This window comes from Agrobacterium sp. InxBP2 (assembly GCF_026191755.1).
Taxonomy (GTDB): Bacteria; Pseudomonadota; Alphaproteobacteria; order Rhizobiales; family Rhizobiaceae; genus Agrobacterium; species Agrobacterium pusense.
The window spans coordinates 255,343-272,259 of record NZ_JAINDY010000026.1 but is presented as its reverse complement, the minus strand read 5'-3'; the positions used below and the strand labels follow the sequence as shown (position 1 = coordinate 272,259).

Below are 16,917 nucleotides of genomic sequence, written 5' to 3'. Positions count from 1 at the left end.
TTAGCCGTCCTTTTTCGCGACGCGGGGCCGACCAAGGGAAACGATCTTGTCCTTGGCCTCCAGAAGCTTGGTGACTTTGGAGCCGAGCGCCAGAAGAGAAGCCAGCCGTTCCGTCTCCAGCCTTTTCACATCGTCATACCAACCCGTCAGCTGCTCGATCAGCGTCTTCATCTCATCGATACGCCTCTGCGCATGACGCTCATCTTCGTTTTCCGGCGTTTCCATCAGGATTTCCCGAAGCACGCTGAGGGTCGGATCGATTTCGCGTTTCTTGCGCTCCTCAGCAAGCGTTCGCAGGATGTGCCAGACATCCTCAGGCGTCGTAAAAAAATCACGCCTGTCTCCGGGGAAGTGCTTGAGGATTGCCAGATTCCAGGCTTGCAGTTCCTTGAGGCTCATCGACACGTTGGACCGCGAAATGCCGAGCGCCTCCACAATATCGTCCGCGCAGAGCGGCTGTGGCGATATGTAAAGCAGAGCATAGACTTGGCCGACAGTGCGGTTGATGCCCCAGCGGCTGCCCATCTCACCGAAATGCAGCACGAAGGACTGAACGAGCGGGGAGAGATTGGAAGACATTTCTCTTCTTTCTGAATTTTCAGTAATTTCTGAAATTTCGATAACGCAAAAAACGACTGGCGGCAAATCACCTTTTTGACCTGCGTCAAAATGTGCAAATGGGCAGAGACGACGCTGGTATAGACGGTCCTGGGTGCAGTCCGGGCAAAATATGCGGCAGTCGCGTTGGGGGGTATGACAGGCTGGAGCATTTGCTGGCGTCCGTCACTTTCCCTCCGTCATTCCGGCCTTGAGCCGGAATCCAGCCAGCCCAAGTCCTCGGGCCGCAAGGCCTCTCTCGTCGCGCAGACGCGTGTCGGCTGGATTCCGGCTCAAGGCCGGAACGAAGTCCCCGAAGCAGTCGATGATATCGATAACATCTTTACGAGTCGCCACGGCCAAGAACCCGCCGAAAAAATGGGCGGCAAGATGACCCGCCGCCAATCGAAACGTCGGCGTATTCGCGCGTAGAAACCTTGCTTACGAAAAAGCGATCTGAACCTTCATGGCGCGGCTGCGGTCGGAAGCGAATTCGAAGGCCGAGATGGCATCGGCGAGATCAACGGTCTGGGTGATGAAAGGTTTGACATCGATCAGGCCCTTTTGCATCAATTCAACGCCGGTTGCGAATTCCTCATGGAAGCGGAAGGAACCGCGCAGATCGAGTTCCTTGGCGGTGATCGCCATCATCGGCAAGCTCATATCGCCGCCAAGGCCAAGCTGGACGATGATGCCGCGCGGGCGAAGCGCCGCGATACCGCCGGCAAGCGCCACGGCGGCGCCTGAGCATTCATAGAGAATATCGAAGGTTCCCTTGTTCGCACCGTAGGCGGCAAGCGCGTCGGGCTCGTCCTTGCTATTGATGACGCGATCCGCACCCGCCTCACGCGCCTTGCCAAGCGTGAAATCGGAAAGATCGGTGGCGACGATCTCAGCTGCACCGGCGCGGCGCGCGGCCAGAATGGAGAGGATACCGATCGGGCCGCAGCCCGTGACAAGTACACGTTTTCCCAGCATATCACCGGCGCGGCGGGTGGCGTGCAGCGTTACCGCCAGCGGTTCCGCCATGGCGGCCTCACCGGCGCTCAGGCCATCGGCTGGCACGCATTGCAGGGCATCGGCCACCAGGACCTCGCGGAAGGCGCCCTGAATATGCGGGAAAGGCATGGCGCTGCCATAAAACCGCATGTTCAGGCACTGGTTGTGCAGGCCTTCCTGGCAGAAGCGGCAGGTTCGGCACGGGCGGGATGGCGAAACCGCAACCAGACCACCGATCTTCAGCCCATCGACGCCTTCGCCCAGTTCCTCAATGACGGCGGAGACCTCATGGCCCAGCACCATCGGTTCACGCAACCGCACGGCGCCGAAACCGCCATGATTGTAATAGTGCAGATCACTGCCGCAGATTCCGCCCCTGGCCAGACGGAGCCGCACCTCACCCGGTCCCGGCTTTTCCTCCGGCCGGTCTTCGATGCGCACATCCTTTGCCCCGTGGGCGACAATCGCTTTCATGACAACTCCCGTTCAAGCGCGCGCCATTATGGCGCATAAAATTCTTCATCCCATTGCTGCCGCAAGATGCGCCTCGATGCACCTTGTCAGTTCGCCACCCGCCCGATACGTACCGAAAGCGGGCGCATCAGCCTTGACATCCGCCCTCAAAGGGATGAATGTTATCGGTAACATATACTTTCAAGAATGCAATGTCGAGAGACTGGAGGAAACAGTGGGCCTTAATTTGTTCGATCTTTCCGGCCGCCGCGCCCTGATCACGGGTTCGTCCCAGGGCATCGGGTTGGCGCTGGCGCACGGGCTGGCGGAAGCAGGGGCGGAAGTGGTGCTGAACGGGCGCGATGAGGTGAAGCTGAAGGCAGCGGCAGCCAGCATCAAGGGTGCCAGAACGCTTGCCTTCGATGCTACCGATCACGGCGCGGTGCGCGAGGCGATCGACCGTTTCGAAGCGGAGGTCGGCGCCATCGATATCCTCGTCAACAATGCCGGTATGCAACACCGAACGCCGCTGGAGGATTTTCCGGCGGATGCCTTCGAGCGCCTGCTGCAAACCAACGTCGCCTCGGTGTTTCACGCCGGGCAGGCTGCCGCGCGCCACATGATCGGCCGCGGCCGTGGCAAGATCATCAACATCGCCAGCGTTCAGACCGCCCTTGCCCGCCCCGGCATCGCCCCCTACACCGCCACCAAGGGTGCCGTTGGCAACCTGACAAAAGGCATGGCGACGGACTGGGCCAAATATGGACTGCAGTGTAACGCCATTGCGCCCGGTTATTTCGACACCCCGCTCAACGCCGCCCTTGTTGCGGACGAGACCTTTTCGGCATGGCTTGAAAAGCGCACGCCGGCCGGTCGCTGGGGCAAGGTCGAAGAGCTCGTCGGCGCCTGCATTTTCCTGTCGTCCGATGCCTCATCCTTCGTGAACGGCCACATTCTCTACGTCGACGGCGGCATTACCGCCTCGCTTTGACACCCCAGGCCCGGATGGCCGGCTGCACCGCCATCCGGGCTTGAACGACGACACCACGACGCTTTGGGAGGAGGCCGTGACCACCATGACCGAGAAGAACAAAGTTGCACTGATCGGCGCAGGCGCCATGGGCGGGGCGATCGGGACACGGCTCATAGAGACCGGCAATCAGCTGACGGTTTTCGATCTGGATGCGGAAAAGGTGGCGGCACTGACGAGCCTCGGCGCGCAGAGCGCGAGCACAGCGGCGGAAGCAGCGTCGATTCCCGATGTGGTCATTCTCAGCCTCAATTCGCCGAAAATCGTTCGCATTGCCGTCTTCGGCAAGGATGGTGTCGCGGCGGGGGCCAAGCCCGGCACGCTCATCATCGACATGTCTTCCATCGATCCGGAAGCCACAAAGGAACTGGCAGCCGATGCCGCCGAAAAGGGCCTGCGCTGGGTGGACAGCCCGCTTTCGGGCGGCGCGCCCAAGGCGCTTGTCGGCCAACTGACGCTTATGGCGGGGGGCAGCGAAAAGGATGTGGCCGATGCGCATCGCGTGCTGCGACATGTGGCCAGCAATTACACTCATATGGGACCCTGCGGCGCAGGGCAGACCACGAAACTCATCAACCAGGTTCTGTGCGGTCTGAACTTCCTTGCTGTAGCGGAAGCGACGCAACTGGCGCTGGACGCCGGCGTCGATGCCGCAAAAATTCCGCAGGCACTGAAGGGTGGCCGCGCCGACAGCGCCATCCTGCAGGAGTACATGCCGCGTTACGTGGCCAGGGATTACCGCCGCACCGGCCGGATCGACAATATGGTGAAGGACCTGAACGGCGCGCAGGATCTCGCCCGACGCACCAACACGGCCATGCCGCTGACGGCTGTTTGCGCCGAGGTGCACCGGATGCTCACGGCAGCAGGGCTCGGTGGAGAGGACCAGGCAGCGCTTATGGAGTTTTTCAGCGGCGCAAAGCGAAGCTTTCCGGACTGATTGACCGGCAGACAGGGGATGGCAGGAGCCTGTTGATACAGTCCCTGCGAGCCATTGCGAAATTGTCTTTCAGGGAAGATGATCAGGCGAATCGGCACGGCAGTGGCCCCGATGACGGCAGACGCATGTATGCAAAGGACAATTTCCCGATGACCACCTCCGCGACAGGCACGGGAATTGCCAGTCTGACCGTTTCTGGAACCGGTTTCATTGCCGAAATCGCCTATCAAGGGGCGACGCTTCTGAGCTGGCGGCCGGTCTCTGCCGATGGCATCGGAGGCGAAAATCTTGTCGACGGATATTCGACGCCCGCCGAAATGCAGTCCCAAAATGGCGTGAGGAACGGCATTCTCGCGCCCTTCTCCAACCGCATCCCGGATGGTCGGTTTAGTTTTGCCGGGCAGACGCACCGCATTGAGCCGGTGCTTGCCCATGAAGCCCTCGTCTTCCACGGATTTGCCAGAGCCCTGCCCTTCGTCCTCGCCCAGTCATCGGAGGAAAACGGCGCTCATACTCTCATCTTCCGTGCCGAAATATCGCCTGCGGATTTCAGCGGTTATCCTTACCGTCTCGCCATCGAAGTGGAATATCGCTTCGTCGGCCATGACGTTACCATCGACATACGCGGCATCAACCGCGACGACCGGCCCCTGCCCTTCGCGGCCGGCTGGCATCCCTATTTCCGCCTGCCCGGCAACACGTCTATCGACGACCTTCTCCTCACTCTGCCTTCGCGAACAGCAATTGAAACAAACGAGTATCTCATCCCCCTGCGAAACCCACAGGGCGGGTTAGTCAAACGGAACGACACCCTTTTTCTCCATACCCCGCTGGCCGGGCATGTGGTCGATGCCTGTTTCACCGATCTGATTGCATCCGCAAACGGGCGTTACGAGACGAGGCTCGAAAACCCGCATGACGGTTCAAGCCTGACGGTCTGGCAGGAGCGTGGGCACATGCATGTCTTTACCGGGGATACGCTCGCACGCGACAGGCGGCGCTCCATCGCGCTCGAACCCGTGGAAACGCCGACCAACGCCTTCAACCAGGCGGAACTCGCGGATGCAATCACGCTTCGACCGGGCGAGACGCGAAGCTTCCGCTTTGGCGTTCGTTTCAAGGCAGCACGCTGATCACGGTTCGATAGCCCTCAGATATGCGTCGTCGGCAGCGAAGACGACAGTTTCACCGTCTCCATGGAGATATAGGCGGACATGTCGTAAAGCTGCACGCGGCGTAGAATCTGTTTGTAGACCGTGTCGTAATATTCGACATTCGGCAGTACGAGCTTCAGAATATAATCGAAATTGCCGGTGAGCCGGTGAACCTCGACGATTTCAGGGATGGTGCTGACCGCGGCATGGAACCGGTCCAGCCAGTCCTCCGCATGAAGGCCCGTTCTTACCAGCAGGAAAACCGTGGTCGGAAGATTGATCTTCCGCCGGTCGAGCAGCGCCATGGTGCCTGTCACGTAACCTTCCGTTCGTAGCCGCGTGATGCGGCGCGAACAGGCCGATAGCGACAGGGAAACTTCCTCTGCGATATCGGCGAGCGGGGTTTCGGCATTTTCCTGGAGAATCGCAAGGATTCGGCGGTCGCGGTCATCAATCATCAGTGAACAATGCACAGGTTAACGCAAGCGCGCAAGAAATTTGCGACACCGGGACAGAAAGCGCGCCGAGTTTGCATCCAGGCCGCGAAAACTGCGCAAAAACGCATGCCGTTTTCGTTGCGACGATGGCATTCTTATTTCAATCAAAGTTGAAAAGGGAACTCTTATGAAACGGATCGGCCTGATCGGCGGCATGAGCTGGGAATCCACCGCAACCTATTACCGCATGATCAACGAGGCGGTTCGCGACAGCCGCGGCGGCCTGGTCTCGGCCGATATCGTCATGCATTCGCTCGATTTTTCCGAGGTCGTCGCCCTTCAGAAGGCAGACCGCTGGGATGAGGCCGGCGCGCTGCTGGGTGCAGCAGGCGCGCGCCTTGCCAATGCCGGCGCCGATTGTGTACTGATCTGCACCAATACCATGCATCTCGTTGCCGATACCGTTGCGAAAATGTCCGGCGTGGCGCTGATTGACATCATCGACGAGACCGCAGCCGCCCTGAAAACGGATGGACGCCGCAAGCCGCTGCTGCTCGCCACCCGCTACACGATGGAACACGGTTTCTACACGGACCGGATGCGCCGCCACGGCGTCGACGTGGTCGTGCCGGATGCCGAAGACAGGGCCGCCATCCACGACATCATCTTCGGTGAATTGTGCCAGGGCGAGATCAAGTCCTGCTCGCGTGACCGCTATCTTGCGGTCATCGAGAAGGCCCGCGCACTCGGCGTTGATTCCGTCATTCTCGGTTGCACCGAAATTTCCCTGCTGATCGATCCCGACGCCCTGCCGCTGCCGGGTTACGATTCGACCGCCATTCACGCGAAGGCCGCCGTCGGCTTTGCGCTCGGAGACAAGGCTTTCGACAGAGCCGCATGAATGTGCCGCCTCTTTGCCTATTCCGGTAAACCGGTCTGGCTCGACAGCCTGCTGATCGAGCCGGAAGCCTCGCTGGTCAGCCAGTCCATGGCAGCAAGGGAAGCCAAGACCGTCGTCAATGGTGATGGTTGCGGCCTTGGCTGGTATGGCGAACGCGGAACGCCCGGCGTCTTTCGCGACACGCGGCCGGCCTGGTCAGACGCCAACCTCGCGGCACTTTGCCACCAGCTTCGGTCGGGCATGTTCATGGCGCATGTGCGATCCGCCACGTCGGGCGAAGTCTCGCGCGCCAATTGCCACCCCTTTGCGCATGGGAAATACCTTTTCATGCATAACGGCCAGATCGGTGGCTATGAGCAGATCAGGCGCGATATCGATTACCTTATCCCCGATGACATCTATGCATCCCGACGCGGCACGGGCGATAGCGAAGCGATCTTCTTGATTGCCGCCGGCCATGGCCTTGAGGTGGACCCGGTCAATGCCATCTCTACCGCGCTGCGGCTTTGCCAGGAAAAGATGATGGCGGCAGGTGTCTCTTCCGCATTGAGATTCAGCGCCGTTCTGATGGATGGTGATTGCGTTCACGCCTTCCGCTGGTCAAGCGATGACAAGCCGCCGACACTTTACTGGCGCGGTCTGGACGAAGGCATTGCGTTGAGTTCGGAACCCTTTTCCTTCGATTGTGCTCCCTGGTGCGCCGTTCCACCAAATACCAGCGTGACGATCCGCGCCGGAAAAATGACGACACAGGCTTTTTTCCTTCCGTAATCCCGGCTTTGCTGGCCGCATTTTCCCGGTTTCGCGGCGTCGCTTCCGTCGACCGGTGCGGCTGCCGCGATGCCTCGTTTATTTTCATTGAATTTTTGCAGCCGCGAAGGCTAGTGTGTGGTCCATGGCGTCGGATCGGAATAAGCACGATTTTCGGCTCGACGCGCAAAACGGAATATTAGAGCGAAACAGATTTCAGGACCGGTGAACCATTTAGAAGTGTTGCAGCCTCTCCCTTTCTTGCACGTTGCCCGCCATCGCGAAGACCATGCAAACCCGTTCAGGACCGACCCATAATGGGCCGGCAATCCCTTCGGCGATCCTCGGAACGCAGAGTAAAAAGTCTTATTTTTCATCACCCTAAGCCGTTCAACTTTCCGAAAAAATTGCTGTTGCCACACCTCCATATCGATGCATAAACTGGCATCAGCAAAGGCAACACGGATCGACCTCATCAGACCCTCTCCTCCCACCAAGGTGCTGACCGACCAATGATCAATAATCTCAACGCCGCCGATCTCCCCCGTCCCGCGCCGCGCAGTTCCAACCCGGAAATCATGGCGTCGGAAATCATCGAACGCCTCACCTACCGTATCGGCAAGGACGTCAAGGTTGCCAAGCCGCATGACTGGCTGACCGCAACCATTCTCGTCGTACGCGACCGCATCATCGACAAGTGGATGGAATCCACCCGCAAGGCCTATGCCAACAATTCCAAGCGCGTTTATTACCTGTCGCTCGAATTCCTGATCGGCCGCCTGATGCGCGACGCCATCTCCAATATCGGCCTGATGCATGAAATCCGCGACGCGCTGTCCTCCCTCGGCGTCGATCTTGACGTCATCGCCGGGCTGGAGCCGGACGCAGCCCTTGGCAACGGCGGCCTTGGCCGTCTCGCCGCCTGTTTCATGGAATCCATGGCGACGGTTGATATCCCCGCCTATGGCTATGGCATCCGTTACGTGCATGGCCTCTTCCGCCAGCAGATGGCTGACGGATGGCAGGTGGAACTGCCGGAAACATGGCTTGCCCACGGTAACCCCTGGGAATTCGAACGCCGCGAAAGCTCCTACGAAATCGGCTTCGGCGGATCTGTAGAGACGATCGGCGGTTATGAAGATCCGCAGCGTTTCGTCTGGAAACCGGCCGAACGCGTCATCGCCATGGCCTATGACACGCCGGTCGTCGGCTGGCGCGGCACGCGCGTCAACACGCTCCGCCTCTGGTCGGCACAGCCGATCGATCCCATTCTGCTGGCTGCCTTCAACGCTGGCGACCACATCGGCGCGCTGCGTGAAAGCAACAAGGCGGAGAGCCTGACGCGGGTTCTTTATCCTGCTGACGCGACACCTGCCGGTCAGGAACTGCGCCTGCGGCAGGAATTCTTCTTCTCCTCCGCCTCCTTGCAGGACATTCTGCGCCGCCATCTGCAGCAATATCCGGATTTTACTTCGCTGCCGGAAAAGGTCTCGATCCAGCTAAACGATACACATCCGGCCATATCCATTGCGGAGATGATGCGCCTTCTATGCGATGTGCACGGGCTGGAATTTGATGAGGCCTGGAAGATCACCCAGGGTACCTTCTCCTACACCAATCACACGCTGCTGCCGGAGGCGCTGGAAAGCTGGCCCGTGCCGCTGCTCGAACGTCTTCTGCCCCGGCACATGCAGATCGTCTACGCCATCAACGCAAATACGCTGCTCTTTGCCCGTAAGGAAAAGAAGATGGCGGATCAGCAGATCCGCTCCATCTCGCTCATCGATGAAGGCGGCGAGCGCCGCGTGCGCATGGGCAATCTCGCTTTCATCGGCTCTCATTCGATCAACGGCGTTTCCGCCCTCCATACCGAGCTGATGAAGGAGACGGTCTTTGCCGATCTCCACGGCCTCTATCCTGACCGTATCAACAACAAGACCAACGGCATCACACCGCGCCGCTGGCTGATGCAGTGCAATCCCGGCCTCACCAGCCTGCTTCGCGAAACGATCGGCGACGATTTCCTCGATGATGCGGAAAAGCTGACAGCGCTCGACCGTTTCGCCGACGATGCCGCGTTCCGCGAGAAATTCGCCGAAGTTAAGCGTCTGAACAAGGTGCGCCTTGCCAATACGGTGGCGCAGCGCATGGGCATTCGCGTCGATCCGTCGGCCATGTTCGACATCCAGATCAAACGTATCCATGAATATAAGCGCCAGCTTCTGAACCTCGTGGAAACCGTCGCGCTTTATGACCAGATTCGTTCTCACCCGGAACTGGATTGGGTTCCGCGCGTTAAGTTCTTTGCAGGCAAAGCGGCGCCGAGTTACCACAACGCGAAGCTGATCATTAAGCTTGCCAACGATATTGCCCGGGTCATCAACAACGATCCGGCCGTGCGCGGGCTTCTGAAAGTGGTATTTGTTCCGAACTATAACGTCTCGCTCGCGGAAATCATGGTACCCGCCGCCGATCTCTCCGAACAGATCTCGACGGCCGGCATGGAAGCCTCCGGCACCGGCAACATGAAATTCGCCCTCAACGGCGCACTCACCATCGGCACGCTCGATGGCGCCAACGTTGAAATGCGCGATCATGTCGGAGAAGACAACATCGTCATTTTTGGCATGACGGCCGATGAGGTGGCCAGAGCCCGTGCAGAGGGTCACAATCCCCGCGCGATCATCGAAGGATCGTCGGAACTGTCGCAGGCCCTTTCGTCCATCGCATCAGGCGTCTTCTCGCCGGATGACCGCTCACGATTCGCCGGCCTGATCGACGGTATTTACAACAGCGACTGGTTCATGGTTGCCGCCGATTTCGACGCCTATGCCGGTGCGCAGCGAGAAGTAGATGCGATCTGGAGTAATCCGGATAGCTGGTACGCCAAAACAGTGCGCAATACGGCGCGCATGGGCTGGTTCTCGTCCGACAGGACGATCCGCCAATATGCCACCGAGATCTGGAGAGCCTGATGAAAAAACCGCTCAATTCGGCCGAAGAAAAAAAGACTGGCGACATCACGAAGGCTGAAATCGAGGCGATCAAGAGCGGTTTGCATTCCAATCCCTTTGCCCTTCTCGGCGTTCACGAAACGCCGGAAGGGTTTTCTGCCCGCTGTTTCATTCCGGGTGCCGAGGAGGTTTCCGTCCTGACGCTGGACGGAAATTTCGTGGGCGAATTGAAGCAGCTGGACCCGGACGGCTTTTTTGAAGGCCCGATCGATATTTCGAAACGCCAGCCGGTGCGTTACCGCGCCTGCCGCGATGATGCCGAGTGGGCTGTGACAGACCCCTACAGCTTCGGCCCGGTTCTCGGCCCCATGGATGATTATTTCGTCCGGGAAGGATCGCATCTGCGGCTGTTCGACAAGATGGGCGCACACCCGCTGAAGCTCGAAGGCGTTGAAGGTTTTCACTTCGCCGTCTGGGCGCCGAATGCACGGCGCGTTTCCGTCGTCGGCGATTTCAACAATTGGGACGGCCGCCGGCATGTGATGCGTTTCCGCAAGGATACGGGCATCTGGGAAATCTTCGCGCCCGACGTCTATGCCGGCTGCGCCTACAAATTCGAGATTCTCGGTGCAAACGGCGAGCTGCTGCCGCTGAAGGCCGACCCCTATGCCCGCCGCGCCGAGTTGCGGCCGAAGAACGCTTCCGTCACTACGTCTGAACTGACGCAAAAATGGGAAGATCAGGCCCATAGGGAGCATTGGGCGCAGGTGGACCAGCGCCGCCAGCCGATCAGCATCTATGAGGTACATGCCGGCTCCTGGCAGCGTCGTGAGGACGGCACCTTCCTAAGCTGGGACGAGCTCGCCGCCCAGCTCATTCCCTATTGTACGGATATGGGCTTCACCCATATCGAGTTCCTGCCGATTACGGAACATCCCTATGACCCTTCCTGGGGTTACCAGACGACGGGTCTCTACGCCCCAAGTGCACGTTTTGGCGATCCCGAAGGGTTTGCCCGCTTCGTCAATGGCGCTCACAAAGTTGGCATCGGCGTTTTGCTGGACTGGGTTCCCGCACATTTCCCGACCGACGAACATGGACTTCGCTGGTTCGATGGCACCGCACTCTATGAGCACGCCGATCCACGTCAGGGTTTCCATCCCGACTGGAACACGGCGATCTATAATTTCGGCCGCGTCGAGGTCATGTCCTACCTCATCAACAACGCGCTTTACTGGGCTGAAAAATTCCATCTCGACGGCCTGCGCGTCGATGCAGTCGCCTCGATGCTCTATCTCGATTATTCCCGCAAGGAAGGTGAGTGGATCCCGAACGAATATGGCGGGCGCGAAAATCTCGAATCCGTGCGCTTCCTGCAGAAGATGAATTCCCTCGTTTATGGCACCCATCCGGGCGTCATGACGATTGCCGAGGAATCCACCTCCTGGCCGAAAGTGTCGCAGCCCGTTCATGAGGGCGGTCTCGGTTTCGGTTTCAAGTGGAATATGGGCTTCATGCACGACACGCTGAGTTATTTCTCGCGGGAGCCTGTGCATCGCAAGTTCCATCATCAGGAACTGACCTTCGGCCTGCTTTACGCCTTCACCGAAAATTTCGTGCTGCCGCTGTCCCACGACGAGGTCGTGCATGGCAAGGGGTCGCTGATCGCCAAAATGTCCGGCGATGACTGGCAGAAATTCGCCAATCTCCGCTCCTATTACGGCTTCATGTGGGGTTATCCCGGCAAGAAGCTGCTGTTCATGGGTCAGGAATTTGCGCAGTGGAGCGAATGGAGCGAAAAGGGCGCGCTCGACTGGAACCTGCGCCAATATCCGATGCATGAGGGCATGCGCCGCCTCGTGCGTGATCTCAACCTCACCTACCGATCCAAAGCCGCCCTGCATGCCCGGGACTGCGAACCCGACGGCTTCCGCTGGCTTGTGGTCGATGATCACGAGAATTCCGTCTTCGCCTGGCTGCGCACGGCGCCCGGCGAAAAGCCGGTCGCGGTCATCTGCAACCTCACCCCGGTCTATCGGGAAAACTATTATGTGCCGCTGCCCCAGGCGGGGCGGTGGAGGGAGATTCTCAACACCGATGCCGAAATTTATGGCGGCAGCGGCAAGGGAAATGGCGGACGCGTTCAGGCGGTCGATGCCGGCGGCGATATCGGGGCGATGCTCGTCCTGCCGCCGCTCGCCACGATTATGCTCGAGCCGGAAAACTGACAGACAGAGAGGGAGGACACCATGTCGGAAAAAAGAGTTCAGCCTTTGGCGCGTGATGCAATGGCCTATGTCCTCGCGGGCGGCAGAGGCAGCCGCCTGAAGGAACTCACGGACCGCCGGGCAAAACCCGCCGTTTATTTCGGCGGCAAGGCGCGCATCATTGATTTTGCGCTCTCCAACGCGCTTAATTCCGGCATTCGCCGCATCGGCGTCGCCACGCAATACAAGGCGCACTCCCTCATTCGGCACCTGCAGCGCGGCTGGGACTTCTTCCGCCCCGAACGTAACGAAAGCTTCGACATCCTGCCCGCCTCCCAGCGCGTTTCCGAAACGCAATGGTATGAAGGTACGGCAGACGCGGTTTACCAGAACATCGACATTATCGAGCCCTATGGGCCGGAATACATGGTCATCCTCGCCGGCGACCATATCTATAAAATGGACTACGAATACATGCTGCAGCAGCATGTCGATTCCGGTGCGGATGTGACGATCGGCTGCCTTGAAGTGCCGCGTATGGAAGCAACCGGCTTCGGCGTCATGCATGTGAATGAAAAAGACGAGATCATCGATTTCATTGAAAAGCCCGCCGATCCGCCCGGCATTCCCGGCAATGAGGGTTTTGCGCTCGCCTCCATGGGCATCTACGTCTTCCACACGAAATTCCTGATGGAAGCGCTGCGCCGCGACGCCGCAGACCCCACTTCCAGCCGCGATTTCGGCAAGGACATCATTCCCTATATCGTGAAACACGGCAAAGCCGTTGCCCATCGCTTCGCAGACTCCTGCGTGCGTTCGGATTTCGAGCATGGCCCCTACTGGCGGGACGTCGGCACCATCGACGCCTACTGGCAGGCCAATATCGACCTGACGGATGTGGTGCCTGACCTCGATATATACGACAAATCCTGGCCGATCTGGACCTATGCGGAGATCACCCCGCCGGCAAAATTCGTCCATGACGACGAGAACCGCCGTGGTTCGGCCGTGTCTTCGGTCGTTTCCGGTGACTGCATCATTTCGGGTGCATCGCTCAACCGCAGCCTTCTGTTCACAGGCGTGCGCGCCAATTCATACTCCCGCCTTGAGAATGCCGTAGTACTGCCGAGTGTGAAGATCGGGCGTCATGCCCAGCTCAGCAATGTCGTCATCGACCATGGCGTGGTCATTCCGGAAGGACTGATTGTAGGAGAAGACCCAGAACTGGATGCCAAACGTTTCCGCCGCACCGAAAACGGCATCTGCCTTATCACCCAATCGATGATCGACAAGCTGGACCTGTAGCGCCGATGAATGTCCTTTCGGTTTCATCCGAAATCTACCCCCTGATCAAGACCGGAGGGCTCGCCGATGTTGCCGGCGCGCTCCCCATCGCGCTCGAAGCCTATGGCGTCAAGACGCGCACGCTGATACCCGGGTATCCGGCGGTGAAAGCTGCCGTGACGAACGCGGTGAAATGTTACGAATTCACCGACCTGCTGGGCGAAAAGGCCGATCTGCTCGAAGGCCGGCACGAGGGACTGGATCTCCTCATCCTCGATTCGCCCGCTTATTACGAGCGCTCCGGCGGGCCCTATCTCGACCAGACGGGCAAGGATTATCCCGACAACTGGAAGCGCTTTGCGGCGCTTTCGCTGGCGGCGGCCCGCATTGCAGCCGGCGAATTTCCCGACTGGCGGCCGGATCTCCTGCACGCTCATGACTGGCAGGCTGCCATGGCGCCAGTCTACATGCGTTATGCCGAAACGCCTGAAATTCCGAGCCTGCTCACCATTCACAACATTGCCTTCCAGGGGCAGTTCGGCGCCAACATCTTCAGCAAGCTTGGGCTACCAGCCCATGCTTTCGGCATGGAGGGCGTGGAATATTATAACGATGTGAGCTTCCTCAAGGGCGGACTGCAGACGGCGACGGCGCTCAGCACCGTCAGTCCCTCCTATGCCGAGGAAATCCTCACCCCGCAATTCGGCATGGGCCTGCACGGCGTTATCGGCAGCCGAGCCCATGTGCTGCACGGCATCGTCAACGGCATCGACGCGGACGTCTGGAACCCGGCAACGGATCATCTGATTCATGACAATTATTCCGCCGCCAATCTCAGAAACCGGGCCCTGAACAAGAAGTCTGTCGCCGAACATTTTCGCATCGATGACGATGACAGCCCGCTGTTTTGCGTCATCTCACGCCTCACCTGGCAGAAGGGCATCGACCTCATGGCCGAAGCCGTGGACGAGATCGTTTCCCTCGGCGGCCGTCTGGTGGTGCTGGGCGCGGGCGATGTGGCGCTGGAAGGTGCGCTCCTGGCGGCCGCATCCCGCCACCATGGCCGCGTCGGCGTTGCCATCGGTTACAACGAACCCCTGTCACATCTCATGCAGGCGGGCTGCGACGCGATCATCATCCCCTCGCGCTTCGAACCCTGCGGCCTCACCCAGCTTTATGCGTTGCGTTACGGCTGCATTCCGGTCGTCGCTCGCACCGGCGGCCTTGCAGACACGGTGATCGACGCCAACCATGCCGCCATCGCCAACAAGTCGGCGACCGGTGTGCAATTTTCCCCCGTCACGCTTGATGGACTCAAACAGGCGATCCGCCGGACCATCCGTTATTATCACGACCCGAAACTATGGACACAAATGCAGAAACTCGGGATGAAATCCGATGTTTCCTGGGAAAAGAGCGCCGGCCTTTACGCCGCGCTTTACAGCCAGCTTATTTCGAAAGGCCATTGAACCAATGATCAAGACTGTTCAGACGAAGCCCTATCAGGACCAGAAGCCGGGCACTTCAGGCCTGCGCAAGAAGGTGCCCGTCTTCGCCCAGGAAAATTACGCCGAGAATTTCATCCAGTCGATTTTCGACGCACTTGAGGGCTTTGAAGGCCAGACGCTGGTGATCGGCGGCGATGGCCGTTACTACAACCGCGAAGTCATCCAGAAGGCGATCAAGATGGCCGCCGCTGCCGGCTTCGGCAAGGTTCTGGTCGGTCAGGGCGGCATTCTCTCCACGCCGGCCGCATCCAACATCATCCGCAAATACAAGGCCTTCGGCGGTATCGTGCTCTCCGCCAGCCACAATCCCGGCGGCCCTACCGAAGATTTCGGCATCAAATACAATATCGGCAATGGCGGTCCCGCCCCGGAAAAGATCACCGACGCGATCTACGCCCGTTCCAAGGTCATCGACAGCTACAAAATTTCAGACGCCGCCGATATCGACCTCGACAAGGTGGGCAGCTTCAAGGTGGACGATCTGACGGTCGAGGTGATCGATCCGGTCGCCGATTATGCCGCCCTGATGGAAGAGCTGTTCGATTTCGATGCCATCCGTGCCCTCATCGCCGGCGGCTTCAAGGTCGTGGTCGATTCCATGAGCGCCGTCACAGGCCCTTATGCCGTTGAGATCATCGAAAAGCGGCTTGGCGCTCCGAAGGGCTCGGTCCGCAATGCTACACCGCTGCCGGACTTCGGCGGCCATCACCCCGACCCTAATCTTGTCCACGCCAAGGAGCTTTATGACGATGTCATGAGCCCGGAAGGCCCCGATTTCGGCGCTGCTTCCGATGGCGACGGCGACCGCAACATGGTCGTCGGCAAGGGCATGTTCGTCACGCCATCAGACAGCCTGGCGATCATCGCCGCCAATGCCAGACTGGCGCCCGGTTACGCGGCAGGCATTTCCGGCATCGCCCGTTCCATGCCGACAAGTGCGGCAGCTGACCGTGTCGCCGAAAAGCTCGGCCTTGGCATGTACGAGACTCCAACCGGCTGGAAGTTCTTCGGCAACCTCATGGATGCCGGCAGGGTGACGATCTGCGGCGAAGAAAGCTTCGGCACAGGCTCCAATCATGTACGCGAGAAGGATGGTCTCTGGGCCGTGCTCTTCTGGCTGAACATCGTCGCCGCCCGCAAGGAAAGCGTGAAGGACATCGTCACCAAGCACTGGGCCGAATATGGCCGCAATTATTACTCCCGCCACGACTATGAGGAAGTGGATTCGGACGCCGCCAACACACTGGTGGCGACCCTGCGCGAAAAGCTCGCGACGCTTCCCGGCACCAGCTACGGCAATCTGAAGGTCGCCGCGGCAGATGATTTTGCCTATCACGATCCGGTCGATCAGTCCGTCAGCAAGAACCAGGGTATCCGCATCCTGTTCGAAGGCGGTTCGCGCATCGTGCTGCGCCTTTCCGGCACCGGTACGGCGGGCGCCACACTTCGTCTCTATGTCGAGCGTTACGAGCCGGACGCGGCGCGTCACGGCATCGAAACCCAGGAAGCGCTCGCCGACCTGATTGCCGTTGCCGATACGATCGCCGGCATCAAGGCCCATACGGGACGAAGCGCGCCGAGTGTTATCACATAAGCTGGCTGCGGCGCTGCTTTCTCCTGAGAGAGCCGGGCACAATACGATGAGTTCACAAAGCAACTCGTTGGAGTGACACGTCCGCCGCCCTGCTCGGCGTCATCCTCGG

Annotated in this window: 13 protein-coding genes; 10 read left to right on the top strand and 3 right to left on the bottom strand. The window is 59.5% G+C overall.

Annotated features, from left to right (window positions below; translation table 11 throughout):
* Positions 1 to 579 carry a GbsR/MarR family transcriptional regulator gene (locus tag K7A42_RS09260; RefSeq protein ID WP_004437788.1) on the bottom strand — a complete coding sequence of 193 codons (579 nt, stop codon included), beginning with the start codon at positions 577 to 579 and terminating at the stop codon, positions 1 to 3.
* Between the two features lie 459 nt (positions 580 to 1,038).
* Positions 1,039 to 2,070, bottom strand: coding sequence for an L-idonate 5-dehydrogenase (locus tag K7A42_RS09255; protein ID WP_022563448.1), 1,032 nt, complete (start codon positions 2,068 to 2,070; stop codon positions 1,039 to 1,041).
* A gap of 214 nt (positions 2,071 to 2,284) precedes the next feature.
* Between K7A42_RS09255 and K7A42_RS09250 the strand changes: the two genes are divergently transcribed.
* The 3 genes from K7A42_RS09250 to K7A42_RS09240 all read left to right on the top strand — a co-directional run bounded on the left by K7A42_RS09250 (position 2,285) and on the right by K7A42_RS09240 (position 5,152).
* On the top strand, positions 2,285 to 3,040 hold the full coding sequence (locus K7A42_RS09250; protein ID WP_044459459.1) for an SDR family oxidoreductase: 756 nt from the start codon (positions 2,285 to 2,287) through the stop codon (positions 3,038 to 3,040).
* 85 nt (positions 3,041 to 3,125) lie between these two features.
* Positions 3,126 to 4,019, top strand: coding sequence for an NAD(P)-dependent oxidoreductase (locus tag K7A42_RS09245; RefSeq protein ID WP_112555374.1), 894 nt, complete (start codon positions 3,126 to 3,128; stop codon positions 4,017 to 4,019).
* 149 nt (positions 4,020 to 4,168) lie between these two features.
* Complete coding sequence (locus K7A42_RS09240) at positions 4,169 to 5,152, top strand: aldose 1-epimerase (protein ID WP_112555433.1); 984 nt, start codon at positions 4,169 to 4,171, stop codon at positions 5,150 to 5,152.
* A gap of 17 nt (positions 5,153 to 5,169) precedes the next feature.
* Here K7A42_RS09240 and K7A42_RS09235 read toward each other — a convergent pair whose 3' ends face one another.
* Complete coding sequence (locus K7A42_RS09235; protein WP_003508584.1) at positions 5,170 to 5,631, bottom strand: Lrp/AsnC family transcriptional regulator; 462 nt, start codon at positions 5,629 to 5,631, stop codon at positions 5,170 to 5,172.
* Between the two features lie 166 nt (positions 5,632 to 5,797).
* Between K7A42_RS09235 and K7A42_RS09230 the strand changes: the two genes are divergently transcribed.
* The 7 genes from K7A42_RS09230 (at position 5,798) to K7A42_RS09200 (ending at position 16,808) form a co-directional block, all read left to right on the top strand.
* Positions 5,798 to 6,511 carry an aspartate/glutamate racemase family protein gene (locus K7A42_RS09230; protein WP_006698095.1) on the top strand — a complete coding sequence of 238 codons (714 nt, stop codon included), beginning with the start codon at positions 5,798 to 5,800 and terminating at the stop codon, positions 6,509 to 6,511.
* Entirely contained in the window at positions 6,512 to 7,282 is a 771-nt protein-coding gene (locus K7A42_RS09225; RefSeq protein ID WP_112555372.1) for a class II glutamine amidotransferase, read from the top strand.
* 491 nt (positions 7,283 to 7,773) lie between these two features.
* Positions 7,774 to 10,236, top strand: a complete 2,463-nt coding sequence (locus K7A42_RS09220) for a glycogen/starch/alpha-glucan phosphorylase (protein WP_022563443.1) — start codon at positions 7,774 to 7,776, stop codon at positions 10,234 to 10,236.
* On the top strand, positions 10,236 to 12,443 hold the full coding sequence (gene glgB / locus K7A42_RS09215) for a 1,4-alpha-glucan branching protein GlgB (RefSeq protein ID WP_006698098.1): 2,208 nt from the start codon (positions 10,236 to 10,238) through the stop codon (positions 12,441 to 12,443). Before K7A42_RS09220 ends, glgB begins: the two co-directional genes overlap by 1 nt.
* Positions 12,444 to 12,464: 21 nt before the next feature.
* Positions 12,465 to 13,727: a glucose-1-phosphate adenylyltransferase gene (gene glgC / locus K7A42_RS09210; protein ID WP_004437759.1), complete on the top strand. Its 1,263-nt coding sequence runs from the start codon at positions 12,465 to 12,467 to the stop codon at positions 13,725 to 13,727.
* 5 nt (positions 13,728 to 13,732) lie between these two features.
* Entirely contained in the window at positions 13,733 to 15,175 is a 1,443-nt protein-coding gene (gene glgA, locus K7A42_RS09205; protein ID WP_044459461.1) for a glycogen synthase GlgA, read from the top strand.
* A gap of 4 nt (positions 15,176 to 15,179) precedes the next feature.
* The gene (locus K7A42_RS09200; RefSeq protein ID WP_100911360.1) at positions 15,180 to 16,808 is read left to right on the top strand and encodes an alpha-D-glucose phosphate-specific phosphoglucomutase; all 1,629 of its coding nucleotides are present in this window, start codon (positions 15,180 to 15,182) and stop codon (positions 16,806 to 16,808) included.
* Positions 16,809 to 16,917 lie beyond the last annotated feature (109 nt).